The organism is Agromyces sp. Root1464 (genome assembly GCF_001427265.1).
GTDB classification, from domain to species: Bacteria; Actinomycetota; Actinomycetes; order Actinomycetales; family Microbacteriaceae; genus Agromyces; species Agromyces fucosus.
In genome coordinates this window covers 597,297-619,265 of sequence record NZ_LMFU01000003.1, presented here as the reverse complement: position 1 = coordinate 619,265, position 21,969 = coordinate 597,297, and the positions used below count along the sequence as shown (strand labels likewise).

The 21,969-nt window shown below is 71.6% G+C and carries 21 protein-coding genes and 1 rRNA gene; 15 read left to right on the top strand and 7 right to left on the bottom strand.

Translation table 11 applies throughout. From position 1 onward, the window contains the following. The 4 genes from rrf to pnuC form a co-directional block, all read left to right on the top strand. Positions 1 to 98, top strand: a 5S ribosomal RNA gene (gene rrf / locus ASD23_RS18470); the annotation flags it as partial. 313 nt (positions 99 to 411) lie between these two features. After that, positions 412 to 2,340 (top strand): thioredoxin domain-containing protein, encoded by a 1,929-nt coding sequence (locus ASD23_RS18465; RefSeq protein WP_056014883.1) that lies wholly within the window; start codon positions 412 to 414, stop codon positions 2,338 to 2,340. A 51-nt stretch (positions 2,341 to 2,391) separates the two neighbouring features. Further along, positions 2,392 to 2,871, top strand: coding sequence for a DUF3054 domain-containing protein (locus tag ASD23_RS18460; protein WP_082571654.1), 480 nt, complete (start codon positions 2,392 to 2,394; stop codon positions 2,869 to 2,871). Then, positions 2,868 to 3,551, top strand: a complete 684-nt coding sequence (pnuC, locus tag ASD23_RS18455; RefSeq protein WP_056014881.1) for a nicotinamide riboside transporter PnuC — start codon at positions 2,868 to 2,870, stop codon at positions 3,549 to 3,551. Before ASD23_RS18460 ends, pnuC begins: the two co-directional genes overlap by 4 nt. Here pnuC and ASD23_RS18450 read toward each other — a convergent pair. Continuing rightward, positions 3,502 to 3,834: a hypothetical protein gene (locus ASD23_RS18450; protein WP_056014879.1), complete on the bottom strand. Its 333-nt coding sequence runs from the start codon at positions 3,832 to 3,834 to the stop codon at positions 3,502 to 3,504. The two genes, pnuC and ASD23_RS18450, sit on opposite strands and share 50 nt — an antisense overlap. A gap of 198 nt (positions 3,835 to 4,032) precedes the next feature. On the opposite strand from ASD23_RS18450, the gene ASD23_RS18445 reads away from it, so the two are divergent. Together ASD23_RS18445 and ASD23_RS18440 are read left to right on the top strand one after the other, a co-directional pair. Then, positions 4,033 to 4,590 (top strand): RBBP9/YdeN family alpha/beta hydrolase, encoded by a 558-nt coding sequence (locus ASD23_RS18445; RefSeq protein WP_056014877.1) that lies wholly within the window; start codon positions 4,033 to 4,035, stop codon positions 4,588 to 4,590. A 93-nt stretch (positions 4,591 to 4,683) separates the two neighbouring features. Next, positions 4,684 to 6,333: a DUF7059 domain-containing protein gene (locus tag ASD23_RS18440; protein ID WP_082571653.1), complete on the top strand. Its 1,650-nt coding sequence runs from the start codon at positions 4,684 to 4,686 to the stop codon at positions 6,331 to 6,333. Positions 6,334 to 6,368: 35 nt separating this feature from the next. On the opposite strand, the gene ASD23_RS18435 is transcribed toward ASD23_RS18440, so the two are convergent. Continuing rightward, the gene (locus tag ASD23_RS18435) at positions 6,369 to 6,797 is read right to left on the bottom strand and encodes a DUF1761 domain-containing protein (protein WP_056014874.1); all 429 of its coding nucleotides are present in this window, start codon (positions 6,795 to 6,797) and stop codon (positions 6,369 to 6,371) included. Positions 6,798 to 6,959: 162 nt separating this feature from the next. On the opposite strand from ASD23_RS18435, the gene ASD23_RS18430 reads away from it, so the two are divergent. Together ASD23_RS18430 and ASD23_RS18425 are read left to right on the top strand one after the other, a co-directional pair. Continuing rightward, positions 6,960 to 7,892 (top strand): J domain-containing protein, encoded by a 933-nt coding sequence (locus ASD23_RS18430; protein WP_056014872.1) that lies wholly within the window; start codon positions 6,960 to 6,962, stop codon positions 7,890 to 7,892. Positions 7,893 to 8,020: 128 nt separating this feature from the next. Continuing rightward, on the top strand, positions 8,021 to 9,295 hold the full coding sequence (locus ASD23_RS18425) for a M18 family aminopeptidase (protein WP_056014870.1): 1,275 nt from the start codon (positions 8,021 to 8,023) through the stop codon (positions 9,293 to 9,295). Between the two features lie 13 nt (positions 9,296 to 9,308). Here ASD23_RS18425 and ASD23_RS18420 read toward each other — a convergent pair whose 3' ends face one another. Continuing rightward, on the bottom strand, positions 9,309 to 10,970 hold the full coding sequence (locus tag ASD23_RS18420) for a cation:proton antiporter (protein WP_056014868.1): 1,662 nt from the start codon (positions 10,968 to 10,970) through the stop codon (positions 9,309 to 9,311). Positions 10,971 to 11,098: 128 nt separating this feature from the next. Here ASD23_RS18420 and ASD23_RS18415 point away from each other — a divergent pair, with 128 nt between their 5' ends. Beyond that, the gene (locus ASD23_RS18415) at positions 11,099 to 11,677 is read left to right on the top strand and encodes a rhodanese-like domain-containing protein (protein WP_082571678.1); all 579 of its coding nucleotides are present in this window, start codon (positions 11,099 to 11,101) and stop codon (positions 11,675 to 11,677) included. An 82-nt stretch (positions 11,678 to 11,759) separates the two neighbouring features. Here ASD23_RS18415 and ASD23_RS18410 read toward each other — a convergent pair whose 3' ends face one another. Together ASD23_RS18410 and ASD23_RS18405 are read right to left on the bottom strand one after the other, a co-directional pair. Continuing rightward, positions 11,760 to 11,957: a hypothetical protein gene (locus ASD23_RS18410; RefSeq protein ID WP_056014866.1), complete on the bottom strand. Its 198-nt coding sequence runs from the start codon at positions 11,955 to 11,957 to the stop codon at positions 11,760 to 11,762. A gap of 75 nt (positions 11,958 to 12,032) precedes the next feature. Next, the gene (locus ASD23_RS18405) at positions 12,033 to 13,403 is read right to left on the bottom strand and encodes an L-serine ammonia-lyase (protein WP_056014864.1); all 1,371 of its coding nucleotides are present in this window, start codon (positions 13,401 to 13,403) and stop codon (positions 12,033 to 12,035) included. A gap of 189 nt (positions 13,404 to 13,592) precedes the next feature. Here ASD23_RS18405 and ASD23_RS18705 point away from each other — a divergent pair, with 189 nt between their 5' ends. From ASD23_RS18705 to ASD23_RS18390, 3 genes are all read left to right on the top strand, one after another. After that, positions 13,593 to 14,639, top strand: coding sequence for a GNAT family N-acetyltransferase (locus ASD23_RS18705; protein WP_162248765.1), 1,047 nt, complete (start codon positions 13,593 to 13,595; stop codon positions 14,637 to 14,639). 106 nt (positions 14,640 to 14,745) lie between these two features. Further along, the gene (locus ASD23_RS18395; RefSeq protein ID WP_056015049.1) at positions 14,746 to 15,771 is read left to right on the top strand and encodes an ATP-binding cassette domain-containing protein; all 1,026 of its coding nucleotides are present in this window, start codon (positions 14,746 to 14,748) and stop codon (positions 15,769 to 15,771) included. Continuing rightward, complete coding sequence (locus ASD23_RS18390; RefSeq protein ID WP_056014862.1) at positions 15,768 to 16,592, top strand: ABC transporter permease; 825 nt, start codon at positions 15,768 to 15,770, stop codon at positions 16,590 to 16,592. The genes ASD23_RS18395 and ASD23_RS18390 overlap by 4 nt, the downstream gene beginning before the upstream one ends. 11 nt (positions 16,593 to 16,603) lie before the next feature. On the opposite strand, the gene ASD23_RS18385 is transcribed toward ASD23_RS18390, so the two are convergent. Together ASD23_RS18385 and ASD23_RS18380 are read right to left on the bottom strand one after the other, a co-directional pair. Then, on the bottom strand, positions 16,604 to 19,813 hold the full coding sequence (locus ASD23_RS18385; protein WP_056014860.1) for an ATP-binding protein: 3,210 nt from the start codon (positions 19,811 to 19,813) through the stop codon (positions 16,604 to 16,606). Between the two features lie 26 nt (positions 19,814 to 19,839). Beyond that, the gene (locus ASD23_RS18380; RefSeq protein ID WP_056014858.1) at positions 19,840 to 20,274 is read right to left on the bottom strand and encodes a GNAT family N-acetyltransferase; all 435 of its coding nucleotides are present in this window, start codon (positions 20,272 to 20,274) and stop codon (positions 19,840 to 19,842) included. Positions 20,275 to 20,358: 84 nt separating this feature from the next. Between ASD23_RS18380 and ASD23_RS18375 the strand changes: the two genes are divergently transcribed. From ASD23_RS18375 to ASD23_RS18365, 3 genes are all read left to right on the top strand, one after another. Next, a complete protein-coding gene (locus ASD23_RS18375; RefSeq protein WP_056015047.1) occupies positions 20,359 to 21,135 on the top strand; it encodes an alpha/beta hydrolase in 777 nt (258 codons plus the stop codon). A 103-nt stretch (positions 21,136 to 21,238) separates the two neighbouring features. Further along, the gene (locus ASD23_RS18370; protein WP_056014856.1) at positions 21,239 to 21,484 is read left to right on the top strand and encodes a hypothetical protein; all 246 of its coding nucleotides are present in this window, start codon (positions 21,239 to 21,241) and stop codon (positions 21,482 to 21,484) included. Further along, on the top strand, positions 21,477 to 21,968 hold the full coding sequence (locus tag ASD23_RS18365; protein ID WP_082571651.1) for a Clp protease N-terminal domain-containing protein: 492 nt from the start codon (positions 21,477 to 21,479) through the stop codon (positions 21,966 to 21,968). The genes ASD23_RS18370 and ASD23_RS18365 overlap by 8 nt, the downstream gene beginning before the upstream one ends. Position 21,969 lies beyond the last annotated feature (1 nt).

The window sequence follows — 21,969 nt, the reverse complement described above, 5'->3', positions numbered from 1 at the left end:
GGGAAACGCCCGGACACATTCCGAACCCGGAAGCTAAGACTCGCAGCGCCGATGGTACTGCAGGGGGGACCCTGTGGGAGAGTAGGACACCGCCGGACATAMATTCGAAGAGAGCCGCCCAGAAATGGGCGGCTCTCTTTGGTTAACACCCGCCCCAACGCGGCACAACCCAACAGCACACGGCCGCCCCAACCGGGGCGGCCTTTCCACGTTCACGAGACCGAATCCGAAGCGCTCGCTATCCTGAGGGCATGGGGAGCCGTCTGAGGAGCACGGTCGTGGCCCAGTNCGGCTCTCTTTGGTTAACACCCGCCCCAACGCGGCACAACCCAACAGCACACGGCCGCCCCAACCGGGGCGGCCTTTCCACGTTCACGAGACCGAATCCGAAGCGCTCGCTATCCTGAGGGCATGGGGAGCCGTCTGAGTGAGGCGATGAGTCCCTACCTGCGCGCCCACGCCTCCAACCCCGTCGACTGGTATCCATGGGGTGAGGCGGCGTTCGAGGCCGCCCGGCAGCGGGATGTGCCGGTGCTGATCTCCATCGGCTACGCCACATGCCACTGGTGCCACGTCATGGCGCGGGAGAGCTTCAGTGATCCCGCCGTCGCCGCGTTGCTCAATGACGGCTTCGTCGCGATCAAGGTGGATCGCGAGGAGCATCCCGACGTCGACGCGAGCTACCTCGCAGCCGCGTCGGCGTTCACGCGCGAGCTGGGCTGGCCGCTCACGGTCTTCGCCTCTCCAGACGGTCACGCGTTCTATGCCGGCACGTACTTCCCTCCGCGTGAGATCCGCGGCGTTCCCTCCTTCACGAACGTGCTTGCCGCTGTCAGCACGGCGTGGCGCGAGCGCCGCGCCGAACTCGACGCGACGGCGGCGGCCGTGGGCGAGGCGTTGGCGGCGGCATCCGCTGTTCGGACCGATGGGGTGCTGCCCGGCCGACCAGAGCTCGAGGGCGCGATCGCGTCGCTCGCCGCTCAGGAGGACCGTGTGCACGGCGGATTCGGCGGCGCGCCGAAGTTCCCGGTCGCGTCCGTGCTCGAGTTCCTGGCCGTCGCCGGCGGAGCCGGCCGTGCGCTGGCCGAGCGCACGGTTCGGCTCATGGGAGCGTCCCCGCTGCACGATCCGGTCGAGGGCGGGTTCTTCCGCTACGCGACGCGTGCGGACTGGACCGAGCCGCACTACGAGCGCATGCTCACCGACAACGCGCTGCTGCTCAGGGTGTCGACGGAGCTCGGTCGGGCGCGCCCGACCGACGAGCACACGGGGTCGATCGCCGACGGCGTCGCGCGATTCCTGATCGACCGGTTGCAGCTGGCGAGCGGCGGCTTCGCCAGTGCGCAGGACTCCGAGAGCGTCATCGACGGCGAACGGAGCGAGGGCGGTTACTACCGCCAGGACGCCGAGGGGCGGGCGCTGCTGGCGCCGCCGCCCCTCGACGAGAAGGTGCTGACCGGGTGGAACGGGCTCGCGATCGGAGCGCTGGCGAGGCACGGCTTCGTGCGCGGCGACGATCGGTCGGTCGAGGCGGCGCGTCGCGCTGCGGACGTGCTGCTCGCCACGCACGTGCGGTCGGACGGCAGCCTGGTGCGTGCGTCGCTCGACGGGCGTGCCTCGACGGCCGTCGCCACGTTGGAGGACACGGGCATGTTCGCGGGCGGGCTGCTCGAGCTCGCCTTCGTCACCGGCGAGTCCGGTTACGCGGGTGCCGCACGAGCCCTGATCGACGCGGCCATGGCAGCGAGTGGCGCAAGCGGCGCGAGCGGAGCCAGTGACGGCGAGGCCGACGCCGTTCTCCCGTTCGCGGCGCCGGCCGGGGGAGACCCCGTGCTGCGGGCGCGCGGTCTGGAGCTGCCCGACGACCCGGCAGAGGGTGCAGCGCCGTCGGGCCTCACCGCCTGTGCGGATGCCGCCTGGCGGCTGTACCTCCTCGGCGCAGGCGATGCGTATCTCGCGGCGGCGGAGCGGGCGATGGCCGCGGTCGCGGGCATCGCGCTGGAGCGGCCGATCGCCTTCGGCGGTGCGCTCGCGCTGATGGCGCGGCTTGCGGCCCCGATCGTGCAGCTCGTGACGGTCGTGCCCGAGCAAGGGGAGCGCGAGGGCGGTGCCGAGGCAGGGGAGCACCCGCTCCTCGCGGCGACAAGGGCGCACGAGGCATCCGTCGTGGTGATCGTCGACGAGCGGCAGGCCCGCGAGTTCGCCGACGCGGGATTCACGTTGTTCGCCGAGCGAACCGCGCGGAACGGGGCTGCCGCCGCGTACCGCTGCGAGGCGTTCGTCTGCGCGCTGCCGGTCGAGGACCCGTCGATGCTCGGGGCCCTCGGTCCTCGCGAATGAGGGTGTGCACCGGGACGGGCGCGCGAACTCCGGGATCCGTACGATGAGAGCATGACGCAGCGCGCGAACGACCGACCCGGCACGATCGCGATCGCGGCGGTGCTCGATGCCGTGCTCGTTGTCGTCTTCGTCTCGATCGGCCGGAGCAGCCACGCCGAAGGCCTCGACCTCGCGGGCATCGCGGCGACCGCGTGGCCGTTCATCGCGGCACTCGCGGCAGGCTGGCTCGCGGCACGGGCTTGGAGGCATCCGCTCGCCGTCTGGCCGACGGGCGTGATCGTCTGGGCCGTCACGGTGATCGGCGGCATGCTGCTTCGCGTGGTCAGCGGCCAGGGCACGCAGTTCGCGTTCATCGTCGTCGCCACCCTGACGCTCGCCGCGTTCCTGCTCGGATGGCGGCTCGTCGCCCTGCTCGTGACTCGGCGGGTCCGAGTCGGAGCCACGAGCGGCACCACGAGCGGAGAAGCCACGACCGGCGACGGCGCCGTCGACGCCGGTGCTCCCGACGCCTCGCGAACCGATCGCGCATGAACCCGATCGAGTGGCTCTTCGACGCCCAGTTGGTGATCGGCGACCAGGTCATCCTCTGGCGCGAGATCGTCGGCAACCTGTTCGGACTCGCGAGCGCGCTCGGCGGCCTGCGGCGCAAGGTCTGGGCGTGGCCCGTCGGCATCGTCGGCAATGCGCTGCTCTTCACCGTCTTCATGGGTGCGCTCTTCGAGACGCCGAACCCCGTGAACCTGCTCGGGCAGGCCGGCCGGCAGCTCATGTTCATCGCCGTCTCGATCTACGGCTGGGTGCGCTGGAGCCAGCACAAGCAGGTGAGCGACTCCGCCGTCGAACCGCGGTGGGCGAGCGCGCGGGCCCGGATCCTGCTCGGCGTCGCGCTCGTCGGCGGCACGCTCGTGCTGACCCCGATCTTCCGCGCCCTCGGCTCGTTCGAACCCGTCTGGGCCGACGTGTGGATCTTCATGGGCTCGCTGCTGGCGACCTGGGGCATGGCCAAGGGATGGACCGAGTTCTGGCTCATCTGGGTGGCCGTCGACATCGTCGGAGTGCCGCTGCTCGTCAGCGCCGGCTACTACGCCTCGGCGCTGCTCTACGTCTTCTACGGGTTGTTCACGATCTTCGGCTTCATCACCTGGATGCGCGTGCAGCGGGTCACCAGCGCGACGGCACCCGGTCGAGCACCAACCACACCGCAGAGCTGAGCTCGGGGTGCTCGAGGGCGATCTCGCGCAGCAGCTCGTACTCGAACTTCGCGACGTCTCCCTCGCGGGCGGCCGGGTGGTACGCGCGTGCTCGCACCGTGCGCCAGCGTTCGGAGTGGAGCCGGTCTTCGCGCAGTGTCGCGACGACCTGTTCGTCGACCGACGGCAGGTCGGGCAGGAACACCCACGGGTCTTCGCCGAGGCGGCATCGGAGCTCGATGAGCGCCGAGAGCTCGTCGCGTGCGTCTTGACGCAGCCGCTCCAGTGTCGTCGACTCTGCCATGCGCGCCTCCCCTCGCCTCGTTCGATCGTAATCAACGCTAAACGCACCGTGTGACGGCAGGGTTACAGAGCGCAACCCGACATGTACGCCAGATGACGAACGGATGACGGTCGACATCGTCGTCATGCCGGTCACCTGATTGAATGGTGCGCACTGCCGGGACCTGCCACGGCGGACGACGCCCGGGAGGCACGAGTTTTGCAGTACCTGATCCTGCACGGCTACGAGAACCGGCGCCCCGACGGTCACTGGCAACGCTGGCTCGCCGCCGAGCTCGAGGGGAGCGGGGCCGCCGTTCGCTACCCGCAGTTGCCGGAGCCCGACGAGCCCGTGCTCGACGACTGGATCGCCGCGATCGAGCGTGAACTGCTCGGCACCGACGCGGCATCGCTGACCGTCGTGTGCCACAGCCTCGGCTGCGCCGCGTGGCTCGCGCTCGCGGCCCGACGTACGGCAGCAGGGCGAACGGATGCCGCGGCATCCCGTCTGCTGCTCGTCGCCCCGGTCTCGGACCCCGTGCTCCGGGGGATCCCGGGCATCGCCGGGTTCGCGCTCGGCGGCGACGCCGTGGACGCCGCCGCCGCAGAGGTCGTCGTGATCGCCGGCGACGCAGACCCCTACTGCCCCGAGGGCGCCGGACGAGCGTTCGCGGAGCCGCTCGGGGCCGAGCACGTCACGGTGACGGGCGGCGGGCACCTCACGATCGACGACGGCTTCGGCGCGTTCCCGCTCGTTCTGGATCTCGCGACTCGCTGACCCGACCGCTTGGCATCGGGGCGTTCCCGCTGGTCCTGGATCTCGCGACTCGCTGACGGGGCCGCGACGGCGCCGGTGCGCTTGAATGGTCGAATGAGCACCGGGCCCGAATCGTCATCACTGATCGTCGCCGACGAGGCTCGTGCCGACCGTCTCCTCGAACTCCTCCGTGCCGACCTCGTCGCTGCTGACTTCACGGTCCCGGCGCTCGAGGCGCTCTGGGGTGAGGACGCCGCGGCCGCCCTGCACCGCGGCGAACGCGTCCCGGCTCGGCGGGTGCTCGATGCCCGTCGGCGAGAGCACGGGGCATCCGCGAGTCTCGCGACGCTCGCCGAGCTGTTCGTGCTCGGGGTCGCCGTGCCCCGCGCCGAGCTCGCGGCGGCCCTCGCGGGGCTCGGGGTCGACGGGGCGATCGAACTCGGGCTCGTCGGCGACGCCGATGACGACGGCGATGCCGACGTGACGGGTCCCGAGGCATCCGTCCGCGCACGCCTGGACCTGCGTCCGTACGCGTTCACGGACGCCTACGGCAGCGAGGAGTGGTGGATCCTCTCGGATCTCGGCGAGCTCGCCCTCGGGCATGCGCTGGGCGAGCACCACGTGCTCGGCGTCGGCGGTGCGTCGATGACGCTCTCGGGGCTCATGCTGCCGACGCCGGCGAGGCGCGTGCTCGACCTCGGCACGGGCTGCGGGATCCAGGCGATGCACGCCTCCCGGTTCGCCGAGCACATCGTGGCGACCGACATCTCGGAGCGTGCGCTCGAGATCGCGAGACTGAACCTCGTGCTGAACGGCATCGACGGCGTCGAGCTGCGGCTCGGCAGCCTCTTCGAGCCCGTCGCGGGGGAGCGGTTCGATCGCATCGTCTCGAATCCTCCCTTCGTCATCACGCCGCGCGTCGAGGGCGTGCCCGAATACGACTACCGGGACGGCGGAATGGTCGGCGATGCGCTCGTCGAAGCCGTGATCCGGAAAGCCCATCAGCACCTCGAACCGGGCGGCGTCGCGCAGCTGCTCGGCAACTGGGAGTATCGCGCCAGCGGCGCCGTGGATGACGGCGCGGCCGACGGCCTCGAGCGCGTCGGCGGCTGGGCTGCCGCACTCGAGCACTGGGTGATCGAGCGCGAGGTGCAGCACGTCACCGAATACGCCGAGACGTGGATCCGCGACGGCGGCACGAGGCCGGGTACAGCGGAGTTCGACCGGTTGTACGACGCCTGGCTCGACGACTTCGCCGCGCGCGGGGTCGAGCGCGTCGGCTTCGGCTACGTGCTGCTGCGGCGTGCGGATGCCGCGGCATCCGCTGCGCATGGGGGTCGGCTCGCGCGACTCGAGCGCCTGCACGGACTGCTCGGCGCGAACGATGCCGGGCTCGGTACGCACCTCGCCGAGTGCCTCGCCGGGCACGACCGCCAGGCGGCACTCGACGACTCCGCGCTCGCCGCAGCCCGATTCACGACCGCGGGCGATGTCACCGAGGAGCGCCACTACTGGCCGGGCGACGACGACCCGACGGCGATGCTGCTGCGGCAGGGCGGTGGCTTCGGACGTGCGATCAGCCTCGACACCGGGCTCGCGGCCCTCGTCGGGGCGAGCGACGGCGAGCTGTCGATCGGAGCGATCGTCGCGGCCCTCGCCCAGTTGCTCGAGGTCGACGAGACGGCGCTCGCAGCCGAGCTGCTGCCGGCGGTGCGCACGCTCGTCGACGACGGCATGCTGCGCTTCGCGGACCGAGCGGACTGAGCGGACCGACTCGACCGGGCTGAGTGAGCCGGGCCTCAGACGGTGCCGGCCGGAGGCCAGGCGCCGATGATGAGAGCCATCACGATCACGGTCACGAACTCGTGCCCGATGTTGAGGATGGTGAGGCCGGGCGGCCGCCCCTCGAACACGTCGTGGGTGATGAAGCGTGCAGCCGTGAATCCCGCCCACAGCATGAGGCCCGTGGTGATCGCCATGAGCAGATAGTTGCCGCCGAGCGCGGTCCATGCGACCTGCGTCGCGATGGCGAGCACCCACGCCGAGATGAAGCTGACGACGAGTGTCGTGAGGATGGGCCCGACGGCTCCGCGCTCGCCGGAGTCGTCGACCTTCGCGACCCGCATCCAGTAGTTGCCGAAGACCTTCGGCGTGTACCAGATCGACCCCACCAGCATCGTCGACAGCGTCGCGATGATGACTGCCCAGTAATTCACGTCGATCAGCATTTCAGCGTCTCCGATGAGTCACGCGCTCGGTCACGGCAATCTTCACGTCGATCAGCATCTCTGCCTCTCTCGCGACCCGCTCGGGCCCCTGTGGTCGGCAGTCTAGACCCGCGTACAGCCGCGCCGCGGTATTCTCGTGGTCGCACATTCGAAAGCGAGCCCATGCCCGACAGTCCGCTCTCCGCCTCACCGTACGAGGTGCTCGGCGTCGCGTCCGACGCGGACGACGCGACGCTGCGGCTCGCCTACCGTCGGGCCCTCCGGAGCGCGCACCCCGACACGGGCGGCGATGTCGTCCGCTTCCACGCCGTGCAGCTGGCCTGGGAACTCGTCGGCACTCCCGATGCACGGGCGCTCTTCGATCGCGGTGCCCGCGGCGGTGCACCGGCGCCGAGCCGCGAGGCATGGGCTCCGGCGGCGCCGAGGCCGCGTCGCGATTCGCGTCCGCTCGCCCGCACCTACGGTCATCCCGGCGGGCTCTCGCGCGAGCGCTACCTCGGGTTGATCCGGGAGTGGGCGGGCCGCGGCGTGACCCTCGCCGACCCCTACGACCCCGCCCTCGTGCGGAGTGCGCCCCGCGACATCCGTCACGTGCTCGCCGATGCGCTCGCCGAGGAGGCGAGCGCCCGCTCGCTGTCGACGCTCGGCATCGCCTACACGGTCTGGCACGACGTGGCGACGGATGCCGCAGGCCACGGCCTGCCGCCGAAGCTCGACCACCTCGTGCTGGGGCCGACGGGCCTCTTCGCGATCCAGTCGGAGGACTGGGGCGGGCCGGTCGCCATGAAGCGGGGCGAACTCGTCGGCGCGGCGCTCGACGGCGAGCGACCGATGCGTGCCCTCGCCGCCCGCGCGAAGGCCATCGGGCGTGCCGCGAAGGTCAAGCCGACGGCGCTCGTCATCGTCGTACCCGACGAGCACGCCGAGGAGTCACTCGAACTCGGCGGCACCAATCGCGGCGCCGTCGTCGCCCTCGTGCGCCGCTCGCGCCTCGCGAGCGCGGTGCGCGAGGGCCTGCCGGGCTCGGCCCATCTCGGCGGCACCGAGGTCATGGAAGTACGCGCGCGGCTGCAGGCGGTCGTGCGCTTCGCCTGATCTGCCGAGCGGCGAACTCGACCCCGAAGCGCCTGATGCGCTGCATCCGCGGCGATCACGAGCCCGCTTCGCCTGACCCGGCGAGCGGCGAACTCGACCCCGGGCCGCAGGCGGTGTTGGATGGGAGGATGCCCGCATCACGCACTGACGCCTACATCGCCGACTTCGCCGAGTTCGTCCAGGCCTCGCCGTCGTCGTACCACGCGGCCGCCGAGGTCGCACGCCGCCTCGAAGCCGCCGGATTCGACCGACTCGACGAGCGCGAGGACTGGCCCTCGGGTGGCGGCCGTCACGTGGTCGTGCGCGACGGCGCCGTCATCGCGTGGGTCGCGCCGCCCGCCGCCTCGGCCACGACGCCGTTCCGGGTGCTCGGTGCCCACACCGACTCGCCGTCGTTCAAGCTGAAGCCGCGTCCGAGCTCGAGCTCGGAGGGCCTGCTGCAGGCCGGCGTCGAGGTGTACGGCGGGCCGCTCCTGAACTCCTGGCTCGACCGCGAGCTCGAACTCGCCGGTCGCATCGTCACTGACGACGGCGCCATGCACCTCGTGCGCACCGGGCCCATGCTGCGCATCCCGCAGCTCGCGATCCACCTCGACCGCGAGGTCAACAAGGGCCTCACGCTCGACAAGCAGCGCCATGTGCAGCCGGTGTGGGGCGCCGGTGCGTCGGGGGACATCCTCGAGGTGCTGGCGGCGTCGGCCGGCGTCGACGCCGAGCGGGTCGTCGGCCACGACGTGCTCGTCGCCGACACGCAGACGCCGGCGCGATTCGGTCTCGACGACACCCTCTTCGCGTCGGGTCGCATGGACAACCTCAGCTCGGTCTACGCCGGACTCGTCGCGCTGCTCGAGGCGCCCGCAGATTCCGGTCACGTGAGCGTGCTCGCGGCGTTCGATCACGAGGAGCTCGGCTCGGAGTCGCGCTCGGGCGCGAGCGGCCCGTTCCTCGACGACGTGCTCGTGCGCATCGGCGCCGGGCTCGGCGCCGGCGACATCGAGCGTCGACGTGCGTACGCGGCATCCTGGATCGTCTCGTCCGACGCCGGCCATGCCGTGCACCCGAACTACCCCGAGCGGCACGACCCCGCGAACCGGCCCTCGCTCGGCGGCGGGCCGCTCCTCAAGCTCAACGCCAACCAGCGCTACGCGAGCGACGCCGAGGGCGCTGCGTTCTGGGCGGCGGTCTGCCGGCAGGCGGGCGTGACGGCCCAGCCCTTCGTCTCGAACAACTCGATCCCGTGCGGATCGACCATCGGCCCGCTCTCGGCCACCCGTCTCGGCATCCGCACGGTCGATGTCGGCGTGCCGCTGCTCTCGATGCACTCGGCACGGGAGCTCGCGCACGTCGACGACCTGACGGCCCTCGGCTCGGCGGTCACCGCCTTCTTCGCGCCGGCGGTCTAGGGCGGGGCCGGCGTCACGGCTGTTCGCCGCGGGCGTCCGAGCGCACCGCGGTGCGGGAGTCCAGCGCGAGCTCTTCGGCGTCGAGCGCGAAGAACAGCTCGCGCATGACCTCCTCGTTCAGGTGTCCGGAGTCGCGCTCCTCGAGCACGACGGCGCGCCGGGCGGCGATCCACCGGCGGGAGAGCTCGGCGAACTCGGTGGCGGAGACCATGGCCGCGGACGCCTCGTCACCCTCGAGCCGGCGACTCCTCGCGGCATCCGCTCGGATGCGCTCCTCGAAGCGGTCGATGACGCTGTCGGCGTGCTCGGGGCCGAAGCGGCCACGCCACTCGTCGCGCCGGCTCTCGATGTAGGCGAATCCCGCCTTGTTGCTGCGCCGCAGTACCGCCTGGATCTCCTTGCGGTCCTGCTCGCGCTCGTCGTCGGCGACGACTCCGAGCCGGCGGATCAGCGTCGGCAGCGTCGTCGACTGCAGCAGGAGCGTGCCGATGGTCACGACGAACGCGACGAGGAACACCGTGCTGCCCGCCGTCGGATCGGCGAGCGTGGGGATCGCGGTCGCGGTCGCGAGGGTGACGACACCGCGCATTCCCGCCCATGAGATGACCGCGAGCTCCTTCGCCTCGAGCCGGGGCTCTACACGGTATCGGCGCCCGCGCCGTGCCCAGATGGGCGCCAGCCACTCGCCGAGGCGCCGTGACAGCGCGTAGCCGCCGAAGACCCAGCCGATGCGCACCACGATGACGGTCGCGAGCGCCGCGAACGCGAGGCCGACGTTCACCCAGAGCCCGAGTGGGCTCGACAGCACATCCATGACGGCGGGGCTGAGCTGCAGCCCGATGAGTGCGAAGACGAGGCCCTCGAGCAGCACGTCGACCGATTGCCACAGCGGTCGTTCCTGCTGGCGTGTGGCGTAACCCGTCTTCGGGGCGTTGTACCCGATCAGGATTCCGGCGGCGACGACCGAGAGCACGCCCGACCCGCCGAGGCGTTCGGCGATCGCGTAGGCCGCGAACGGCACGAGCAGGCTGATGGTGCCGAGGACGACGGGGTCGTCGAGCCGCGAGCGCACGACATTCACGAGCCAGCCGATGACGAGCCCGAACCCGGTGCCGACGGCGACCGCGATGAGGAACGAGCCCACGCCGTCGAGCCAGGTGACGGTCGCCCCCGCGACGATGGCCGCGAACGTGCGGAACAGGGTGATGGAGGTCGCGTCGTTGACGAGGCTCTCGCCCGAGATGACCGTCATGACCCGCCGGGGCAGGCCGAGTCTGCGGCCGACGGCCGCGGCGGAGACGGCATCGGACGGCGCGACGATCGCTCCGATCAGGAGCGCCAGCGGCAGGCCGAGCGAGGGGGCGATGAGCCACACCACCGCGCCGACCGCGAAGGCCGTGGCGATCGGCAGTCCGATGCCGAGCCGCCGGATCTGGCTGATGCTGCGCCGGAAGTTCAGGTACGTGACGTCGAGGGCGGCCGAGTACAGGAGCGGTGGCAGCACGAGACTCAGCACGAGTTCGCCGTCGACATCGATCTCGGGGATCGCCGGAACCACGGAGACGACGAAGGCGACCCCCATGACGAGCAGCGGTGCCGGCCAGCCGCGCCATCGGGCGAACGCGGTGATCGCGAGCGAACCGCCGAGCAACAGGAAGATCTCTCCGAGATGCATGGACTCAGGGTAGGCGTGTGCCGGCTCGCAGGCGAGCCGCCAGACGGCTGCCACGGTGGCGGGATGTCGCGCCACGACGGCGCGATTTCCCCTGCCCTCGGCCCGCGACGGGTGACAGGGTGAACACCATGACCGAGACGATCACGGCCACGCAGCCGGCACCAGCACCCGCACCGTCACGAGCGCCCGAGCTCTTCGCGCACGTCGCCGACCGCGATGCCGCGATCGCGCACTTCCGTGGCCGGCTCGGCTTCGAGGCGGACGTCTCGGATGTCGCCGCCGCGCTCGCCGGCGCCGACCCGGGCGCGGGCTCCGACCCGGACGCAGGTTTCAACCCGGGCTTCGTGCTCGTCGACACCCGCAGCGATGCCTCGTGGGCGCAGGGGCACGTGCCGGGCGCCGTGCACCTGCCGGGGCGGCGCATCGCGGCCGAGGCCTCATCGCGCATTCCCGCAGGGATGCCCGTCGTCGTCTACTGCTGGGGACCCGGATGCAACGGCGCCACCCGCGCCGCGCTCGAGTTCGCGATGCTCGGCCACCCGGTCAAGGAGATGCTCGGCGGGTTCGAGTACTGGGTGCGCGAGGGCTTCGCGTACGACACGGCCGACGGGCCGGCGCAGCTCGCGGCCGACCCGCTCACGAACGTCGCCGAGGCGGGGCTCGGCGGCGGGGCCGTCGCCGACGGCGCCATCAACTGCGCCTGCTGAGACCGGCGCGCAGAGCACGGGCGGGCGCCGGCCGGGACACCGGCGCCCGCCCGGCCGTCAGGGATGCGCCGGTCGGCTCGATTCAGCGCAGCGGGCCGCGCCGGCTCTCGAGCCAGAGGGTGTGTTCGCGCAGGCCGTTCCGCACGGCGGCCTTGATGATCAGGTAGCCGATCCAGAGCATGAGCGCGAGCACGGCGAGGTAGATCGCGAGGCCGATCACGAGGCCGATGAGGCCGGCGCCCCAGAACAGGTCGGGGATATTCGGGTCGGGGGTGTCCATCTGCACAGCGTGCCAGACGCCCGCGAGTCGCGCGAGAGTCCAGATCGGGGGACACGACCTCGCGAGCGACGGCTGTCAGCACTCGATGACGTTGACCGCGAGGCCGCCCTCGCTCGTCTCCTTGTACTTCGTCATCATGTCGATGCCGGTCTGCCGCATGGTCTCGATGACGGTGTCGAGCGAGACCACGTGCGTGCCGTCGCCGTGCAGCGCGAGCCGCGCGGCGGAGACGGCGGTCGACGACGCGATCGCGTTGCGTTCGATGCAGGGCACCTGCACGAGTCCGCCGACGGGGTCGCACGTGAGGCCGAGGTGGTGCTCCATCGCGATCTCGGCGGCGTTCTCGATCTGCCGGGGCGTGCCGCCGAGCACGGCGCAGAGCGCACCGGCCGCCATCGCGCAGGCCGAGCCGACCTCGGCCTGGCAACCGCCCTCGGCGCCGGAGATCGACGCGTTCTTCTTGACGAGGGAGGCGATCGCCGCGGCGGTCAGCAGGTAGCGGCGGATGCCGGCGGCATCCGCACCCGGCACGAACTTGAGATAGTAGTGGCCGACGGCCGGGATGATGCCGGCCGCACCGTTCGTGGGCGCGGTGACGACCCGTCCGCCCGCGGCGTTCTCCTCGTTCACGGCGAGGGCGAACGCCTGCAGCCATTCGGTCGAGGTGTCGCGGAGGTGCTCGTCGCGGTCGTACTCCTCGAGCCGCTGTCGCACGAGCGCGGCGCGCCGCTTCACGCGCAGGCCACCCGGAAGGGTGCCGTCGGCCGACAGCCCGTTCGAGACGCATTCCGCCATGGCGGCCCAGATCGCGTCGAGTCCGTCGTCGATGCCCTGCTCGCCGTGGACGGCGACCTCGTTGTGCCGAGCGACGTCGCAGAGCGAGACGCCGTGCTCCTCGCAGAGCGCGAGCAGCTCGTCGGCGCTCGAATAGGGCAGCGGATGCCGCAGCGCCTCGGCCTCGGACGCCGTCTCGCCCTCGCGACGGATGAATCCGCCGCCGACCGAGTAGTACGTGTCTTCCGCGAGGGGGAGCGGGGCATCGCCCCAAGCCTGCAGCGTCATCGCGTTGGGGTGGCCGGGCAGGCGGGTGCGCGGCTCGAGGGTGACGTCGCTGCGCAGCATCCGTATCGAATGCCTGCCGGCGATCAGCACCTCGGCGCCGTCACCGAGGCCGGACCATGCGCCGCGCACCTCGCCGGGGTCGCAGTCGTGCGGCTCGAGGCCCGCGAGGCCGGCGACGACCGCATCGGGTGTGCCGTGGCCGAGGCCGGTGGCGCCGAGCGAGCCGTAGAGCGAGCACGTGATGCGGGTGACCCGGTCGAGCACGCCATCGCTTGCGAGTCGTTCGGCGAAGGCACGTGCGGCACGCATCGGGCCGACGGTGTGGGAACTCGAGGGGCCGATCCCGATCGAGAAGAGATCGAGGGCTGAGACGAACGCTGTCACCCTTCAAGGCTACGCGGGGCGCCGCGCAGCGTTGTGGCGGGAATTCGCAGAATCATGCGCATCCGGCTCTCGCCGCGCGTGATCGGCGCACGATCGGCCGTGTGCACGCACATGGCCGATCGGCGGCCTGTTCGCGCGCAGCAAACCCGGCGTCGGGCCGGCGCCGCGATCGTAGGCTGGAAGGCGATCATGCAGAACGACGACGCCCCCTTCCATATCCGACCGATCCGCGATCGCGACGTCGCCGACGAGCCCGCCCTCATCGCCGCCGCGTTCGCCGCAGGCCCGTACGGCCACCTTCCCGTGAGCGCCGAGCGACGTGCGCTCGAGCGGGACGTGTCGGGGCGCGCGGCATCCGGTGCCGTGCTCGTGGCGGCCGCCGACGGCGTCGACGGCGACGGCGATCGACTGCTCGGCACCGCGAGCGTGCTGCGCGCGGACTCGCCGTACTCGCGGGTCGCGGTCGGCGACGAGGCCGAGGTTCGGCTCGTCGCCGTCGACCCCGACGCGCAAGGCACCGGCCTGGGGCAAGCCCTGATGCGGGCGAGCATGGAGACCGCGCTCGGCTGGGGCGCCGACGCGCTGCTGCTCGACACGGGGGAGCTCAACACGCGTGCCCGGGCGCTCTACGCGCGACTCGGGTTCGACCGGCTGCCCGAGCGCGACGAGCGCTTCGGCGAGGTCGTGGGATTCGCGTACCGCTTCGGCCTCCAGGAGCGGGACGACATCCGCGTGCGGCTCATGCGCCCCGATGAGGTCGAGGCGGTCACCGAACTCGTCGAGGGCGCGTACGCGAGCGACTTCGAACTGAGCGACGCCTACCGCGCCGACATCGTCGCGGTCGCGGAGCGCGCACGCGACCACCAGGTCTGGGTGGCGACGGATGCCTCGACGGGCGCGCTGCTCGGCACGGCATCGACCCCCGTGGCGGGCGCGACGATCTCGCCGCTCGCTCGCGCGGGCGAACTCGACTTCCGCTTCCTCGGCGTCGCGGCGGACGCCCGCCGTCGCGGAGTCGGCGAGGTGCTCGTCGGACACGTCCTCCGGCTCGCGCGGATCCGCGGCCTCGAGCGGGTGGTGCTGAACACCGGCCCCGACATGCTCGCGGCCCAGCGGCTCTACGACCGTCTCGGGTTCGAGCGGCTGCACGAGCGGGAGTTCACGTTCGAACGCCCCGACGGGACGAGCTTCCTCATGATCGCCTACGGGCGGGACGTCGAGGCCACCGCCGCCTGAGCGCCGCCGCTTGACCGCCGCCTGAGCGCCGCCGCTTGCAGGCGGTCGCGATGCCTGTCAGTGCCACGTGAGCGTGCTGTGAGTGCGTGCGCGGAGCATGGTCCTCATGACCACGATCACTGCACACGACATCGCCTTCCGCGGCGACTGGGCCGTCGAGGCCGAAGGGCTCGTGAAGACGTTCGGCGCGAACCGGGCGGTCGACGGCGTCGACCTCCGCGTCGCGACCGGCACCGTCTACGGCGTCCTCGGCCCGAACGGCGCCGGCAAGACCACGACCATCTCGATGCTCGCCACGCTCCTGCGACCCGACGGCGGCAATGCCCGCATCTTCGGCCACGACGTGCAACGCGAGTCGCAGGTGGTGCGCCAGCTCATCGGCGTGACCGGCCAGTACGCGTCGGTCGACGAGACACTCTCCGCCACCGAGAACCTCGTGCTGTTCGCCCGTCTGCTCGGCCTCTCGCACCGCGCGGCGAAGGCGAAGGCCGCCGAACTGCTCGACGAGTTCGGCCTGACGGAGGCGGCACGGCGGCCCCTGAAGAACTTCTCGGGGGGAATGCGCCGCCGACTCGACCTCGCCGCGAGCCTCATCGCGCAACCGCCGCTCATCTTCCTCGACGAACCCACCACCGGGCTCGATCCTCGAACCCGCGCACAGATGTGGGACACCATCCGGCGGCTCGTCGCGACCGGATCCACGGTGCTGCTCACGACGCAGTACCTCGATGAGGCCGACCAGCTCGCCGACCGCATCGCGGTGATCGACCGCGGTCGCGTCGTCGCCGAGGGCACGGGCGACGACCTCAAGGCGTCCGTCGGCTCCTCGAGCCTCCAGTTGCGGCTGCAGGATCCGCGCGACCTCGACGACCTTCGCGTCGCGATCGAGCGAGTGCTGAAGGTCACGCCGACGGTCTCGCCCGAGGCGGGTCGCGTGACCGCGCCGATGGACGACCCCGACATCGTCACCGAGCTCCTCGTCACGCTGCGCGACGAGGGCATCCGCCTCTCCGAGCTGAGCGTGCAGAAGCCCACGCTCGACGAGGTCTTCCTCACCCTCACCGGGCACGGCGTCGAAGCCGACGCATCCGGTGCCGAGTCCGCGAACGAGCTCGAAGGGAGCCGCGCATGAGCGCCATCGCCACCACGACCATCACCCCGGGTGCCGATCGCACCCTGAAGAACCGGGTCTCGCTCTCCCAGAGCCTGGCGCACACCGTCACCATGGCCTATCGGGGACTGCTGAAGATCAAGCGCACGCCCGAGCAGCTGTTCGACGTGACACTGCAGCCGATCATCTTCACGCTGATGTTCACGTACATCTTCGGCGGCGCGGTCGCCGGCGACGTGCAGAACTACCTGCCGATCATCATTCCCGGCATCCTGGTGCAGACCGTCATCTCGACGTCGATCGTGACCGGCGTGCAGCTCCGGGAGGACATGGACAAGGGTGTGTTCGACCGGTTCCGCTCCTTGCCGATCGCACGCATCGCACCGCTCTCGGGCGCACTCCTCGCCGATACCGTGCGCTACCTGATCGCCACGACGCTGACCTTCGCGATGGGCTTCGTGATGGGGCTGCGCCCGGAGGGCGGCGCCGGCGGCGTGCTCGCAGCAGCGGTGCTCGTGATCGTGTGCGCGTGGTCGCTGTCGTGGATCTTCGCCTTCTTCGGCGTGATCGCCCGCACCGCGTCGAGCGTGCAGGGCATCTCGATGCTCATCCTGTTTCCGCTCACGTTCCTGTCGAACGCCTTCGTGGACCCGAGCACCATGCCGGCGCCCCTCGAGTGGTTCGCGAACATCAACCCGGTGTCGCATCTCGTGACGGCCGTTCGCGACCTCGTCAACAGCGGCACGATCGGAGCGGACTTCGGCTGGTCGTTGTTCGGCTCCGCCGTTGTGGTCGCCGTGTTCGCACCGCTCACGGTGCGGGCGTACATGCGGAAGGCCTGACGGCCGCAGGATCAGGCAGTTCGCCGAACGGGCGTCGCGAGCAGTTCGCGCGCCCGTTCGACGCGTTCGCCGGGGGAGCGGCTCGCTGCCGTGTCGCGCGCCAGGCGAACGGCGTCGACACCGGCGCGCCGTTCCGCCTCGGCGAACCGGTCGGCGAGGTGCAGTGCGGGCAGGTCCTGACGGGCGTGCAGCTGCTCACCGAGCGCGAGCAGCTCGAGGCCGCGCTCGCGAAGTTCAGCAGAGGGCTGCCGCATCGCCCAGGCGCCCCAACCCGCGGCGACCGTGCCGAGCACGGGGAAGTCGGTGAACCCGGGCCGAGCCCGGAGCATGGCGGTGAGGCGTCGCCGGAGCGAGTCGGCCCACCCTGCCACCTCATCGCCCGGCCAATCGGCGGATGCCCCGGCGAGCAGCGTCGACAGCGACAGGAGATACCACGGGGCCGACGGCCCGCGGGCCGTGCCGAGGTCGGCGACCAGGGCACGGGCATGAACGAGTGCGTCGTCCGGCCTCCCCTCGAGCCGCGCGAGCTCGGCGAGACCGAGCTGGGCGATGGCCCGGAGCTCGAGGCCGTCGGAGGTCGAGCGGCTGTCGTCGACCATCCGGTCGAGGCCGAGCCTCGCCTCCTCGAGCCGACCGGCCGCGAGGAGCGAGCCAGAGACCATCCACTCGAGCTGGAGCAGATCCTGTTCGGCGCCGAGCAGCTCGAGCCCTTCGCGGGCGACGCCCGTCCACCGCAGCGCCTCCTGCGGATCGGCCGACTGGCTCGCGAGCTGCGCCAGCATCATCGAGGACATGGCCTGCGCCCACACGTCGTTCGTCACGCTCGAGAGCTGATTCGCCCGGGCCGCGTGCACCCTGGCGGAGACGGGGTCGCCGGCGTTCTCGTCGTACTGGGCCTGGATGATCGACCCCAGGAGTGCCGTGCGAGGGTCCTCGGCGAACGCCATCTCGCGCAGTCCGTCGATCGCCTTCGGCAGGTCGGGGTACGCGAAGAGGAAGCTCGAGAGCGCCGCCACCCATGGCTCGACAGGCAGCTCGCGAGCGGCCACCCGTCTGAGCCGGGCGAGGGCCCGGACCCCGGTCGGCGAGCCGATCGCCAGGTTCGTCCCCGCGATGAGCACGTACGAGAGGGTCGCGGCCGGCACCGGGGCATCCGCTGCCGTTCCCCGGGTCGCGTCGAGCACCGGCGCGCTGAACGCGAGGATCTCGGAGTGCGCGCTCCGAACGGTCCAGTAGTACCCGAGCGCCGCGAAGATGCCGAGCACCGCGGCGCCGTCGCGATCGTCGAGAGCGCCGCGCAGCAGGGCGACGAGATTGTCCTGCTCGACCCTGAGGGAATCGAGGGCGTGCAGCTGGCCGCCGTGGTCGACCTCGTCGAGCCGGTCGCGGGCGAAGGAGACCGCCCAATCGCGCATCGCCCGCGAGACCTCCGCGGTCTCGCCGCGCTCGCCGAGTCGGTCCTGGCCGTATTCGCGCACGGTCTCGAGCATGCGATAGCGGGGCTCGCCGCGATCGGAGGTCTCGGTCATGCTCAGCATCGACTGCGTGATGAGACCGTCGAGGAGCCAGACGGCGTCCGCGACTCCCGTCACCCGGTCGGCCGCTTCGAGGCCGAACCCGTCGGCGAACCACGAGAGCCGCGCCAGGGCGCGGCGTTCGTCGTCGGTCAGCAGTGCCCAGCTCCACCCGATGACCGCGGCGAGCGTGCGCTGGCGTTCGGGCGCCGAACGGTCGCCGTCGGCGAGGAGCGCGAACCGGTTCTCGAGGCGTGCCTCGATCTGCTCGACGGTCATCGACCGCACCCGCGCGGCGGCGAGCTCGATCGCGAGCGGCAGCCCGTCGAGGCGGTCGCACAGTCGCGTGACGATGTCGAGGGGGAGCGCCGCGCCGGGACGGGCGGCTCGTGCGCGCTCGATGAACAGCCGTGCCGCGGGCCCCGGGGCGGCACTCGTGCCGTCGGCGGAGAGGGGCTCGAGCGGATACACCTGCTCGGCGCCGATCGCGAGCGGGCTGCGACTCGTCGCCAGCACGCGAAGCGAGGGAACGGCTGCCAGGAGGTCGGCGGTCCAGGTGGCGGCTCCCTCGACGACCTGTTCGCAGTTGTCGAGCACGAGCAGCGCGGGACGTTCGGCGAGTTGCTGCATGATCCGCGACCGGGCATCGGGTCGGATCGCCGTCTCGGCGATCCGCTGACTCGAACCCGCCTCGCGGATGCCCAGCGTCGAGGCCAGCGCGAGCGTCACATCGTCGTCGCTGCGCACGCTCGCGAGCTCGACCACCACGACCGTCGGGGCGGTCGATCGCGCGGCGACCTCCTGCGCGAGACGGGTCTTGCCGAGGCCACCGGTGCCGAGGATCGTGACGAGGCGATGGTGGGCGAGCCCCTGTTCGATCGCATCGAGGTCGCCGCCGCGGCCGATGAGCTCGTTGGGTGCGGCCCGCACCCCGATGCGCAGGCGCGGGGCGCGGCTCGTCGGCTCTTCGGCGCGCAGCAGCTCGGCGTTGAGCGCGACGAGCTCCGCCGACGGTGAGGCGCCGAGCTCTTCGGCGAGCACTGCGCGGAAGGCTGCGAACTCGGCGATGGCGTCGGCTCGACGACCGGATGCCGCGAGCTCCCGCAGGCGCGCGGCGACGAGGTGCTCGTTGACGGGGGCGCCATCGAGCAGCAGGCGAAGGTCGGCGGCTGCACCGTCGTGGTCGCCGGCGGCGGCTCGAAGGGCGGCACGCCGCTCGAGGAGCGCCGCCCGCGCCGCCGCTGATCGTTCGGCGAGCAGTTCCGCGACGGGCGCGCCGCCGAGGTCGGTGCCGGGCTCCCCGTGCCAGAGCGCCAGCGCCCGGTCCAGTGCAGCGGCGTCGGCGGTGCTGCCGCCGGATTCGGCCGCGAGCTGCGCCGCGCTGAGATCGAGTTCGCCGGGTGCCACGTCGAGGGCGTAGCCGCCGGGCAGGAAGCGGACGAGCCCATCGGCCGCGACTGCGCGCAGGCGGCTCACGAGCGTCTGGAGTGCCGCCTTCGCGTTGCGCGGCGGCGCTTCGCCCCACAGCTCGTCGATGATCGTCTCGACCCCGACGGTGCCGCCGGCGTCGTGCGGTGCGGCGGCGAGCACCGCGACGAGGGCCTTCGCAAGCGTGCCGGGAGGCTCGACGAGGGTGCCGTCGCGTCCCTCCACGCGCACCGGCCCGAGCACGCTGACGCGTGGCCGTTCGGCGAGGGCGTTGAGCACGGCACGAGCCTACCCGCCGCCCACGGTCACGAAGCGTGCGCGGGCGCGGCGGTACGCGCCATCCACTGCTCGGGGTGTTCGAGCGCCGTGAACCCGAACCGTTCGTAGAGTCCGTGCGCATCGGCAGTGGTGAGGCCGATGCGCCGGAGCCCGAGTGGTTCGAGGGTCGCCATGATCCGCTCGATGAGCGCCACGCCGATGCCGCGGCCGCGTGCCTCGCCGTCGACGAACACATCGCACAGCCAGGCGAAGGTCACGCCGTCGGTGATGACCCGCGCGTAGGCGAGCTGCTCCCCGCTGGTGCGGTCGTAGATGCCGTAGTTGCGCGATGCCGCGACGGCGGCGTCGTGCGCCTCGCGCGAGCGACCACTCGCCCAGTACGACTCCTCGGCGAGCCAGGTGTGCACACGATCGAGGTCGAGGCGTGCGGGGTCGGCGGAGAACTCGAGGTCGTCGTGCATCCCTCGATGCAATCGCAGGGACGGTGCGCGGGGCAACGGCCAATTCGAGGTCGGTGGCCCGTGCCGCTCTGCGAGACTGGTGCGATGTCGACCACTGCACCGCACAGCCCCGGCCGTTCCTCGCGCGGCGGTCGCGCGGTACGCGTCATCCTCGCGGTGCTCGTCGTGCTCGCACTCATCGTCGTGGGGTTCCTGGTCTGGGCGAAGACCGTGATGCAGGGCGAGCGGCCGGCGTCGCTCGAGGCGTGGACCGACGATCGCGTGAGCATCGAGTCCTTCGACGACTCGATCGTGATGACACCGGTCGACGACGCATCCGATCGCGGACTCGTCTTCATTCCGGGCGCCAGGGTCGACCCGTACGCCTACATGGCCAAGCTCGTCGACGCGGTGGCGGAGACGGGAACGACGGTGGTCATCACGAAGCCGATCCTGAACCTCGCGTTCTTCGACCAGCGACCGCTCGCGACGTTCACCGGCCACGCGCCCGAGGTGTCCGACTGGTATGTCGGCGGCCACTCGCTCGGCGGGGTGCGCGCGTGCATGATGGCGACGGAGGAGGATGTCGCAGGCGTCGTGTTCTTCGGCTCGTACTGCGCGAACGACCTCAGCGGGTCAGGACTCGCGGCACTCAGCATCTCGGGCAGTGAAGACGGGCTCAGCACGCCCGGGAAGATCGATGGCGCGGCGCACCTGCTGCCGGAGGACGCGACCTTCGTCGAGATCGAGGGCGCCAACCATGCGAGCTTCGGAGACTACGGCGTGCAGCCGGGCGACGGTGTCGCGACGGCACCCGACCATGAGGTGCGCGACGAGATGACGCGTGCGCTCGCAGAATTCTGGGACGCACCCGAGGAGTAGCGCCCGACCCGGCCGCCGGCGGGGTGCCGGTGCGCACGAGCGCGCCCGGGGTAGTGGAGCAACTCGGGTTGACAAACGAGAATAGGCAACCTAGGTTGCTTCTATGACGCCTCCGAAGCAGCAGAGTCCGGACCCCACCGGGGTCGAGGCCGACGACCTGGCCGCCGTCGTCGCCCTGCGCGAACTCGCCGACCGACTCGAGGACGCCGCCGTCGAACGCGCCATGCGCGCCGGCTGGAGCTGGACGCAGGTCGCCGAGGCGCTCGGGGTTACCCGGCAGGCCGTGCACAAGAAGCACCACCGCCGGCTCGAACTCGCCGGCATCGAACTGAGGAGGCGCAATGCCTGATCGTTTGGACGACGACGCGCTCGACCCGACGCTGAAGGAGGTCATCATCTCCTCGATCGACGAGGCGATCCGACGCGGCGCGGCCAGCGTCGAGGCCGAGCACCTGCTGCTCGCGATCTCGGCCGGCCACGACGCGGCTGGGCGCACGCTCGCCGAGTTCGGTCTCGACCACGACGGCGTGGAAGCCGCGCTCCGCGGCGAACGCGAACGATCGTTGCGCGCAGCGGGCATCGAACCCGTCGCCGAGGACCGATTGGCCGCCACTCGGCAGTCGCGTCCGACGTGGGGGGCCACGGTGCGCGAAGCGCTGCGTCGTGCCGACTTCAAGACCCATCGGAAACGCGGCCGTGCCGAGCGCGAACGACTCGCGGTCGGCGACGCGCTCGTCGGAATCCTCCGGGCCGACCTCGGTACCGTGCCCCGGGCACTCGCCTATGCAGGCGTCGACCGGGCCGCACTCATCGACGCCCTCGGACGAGCCTGAC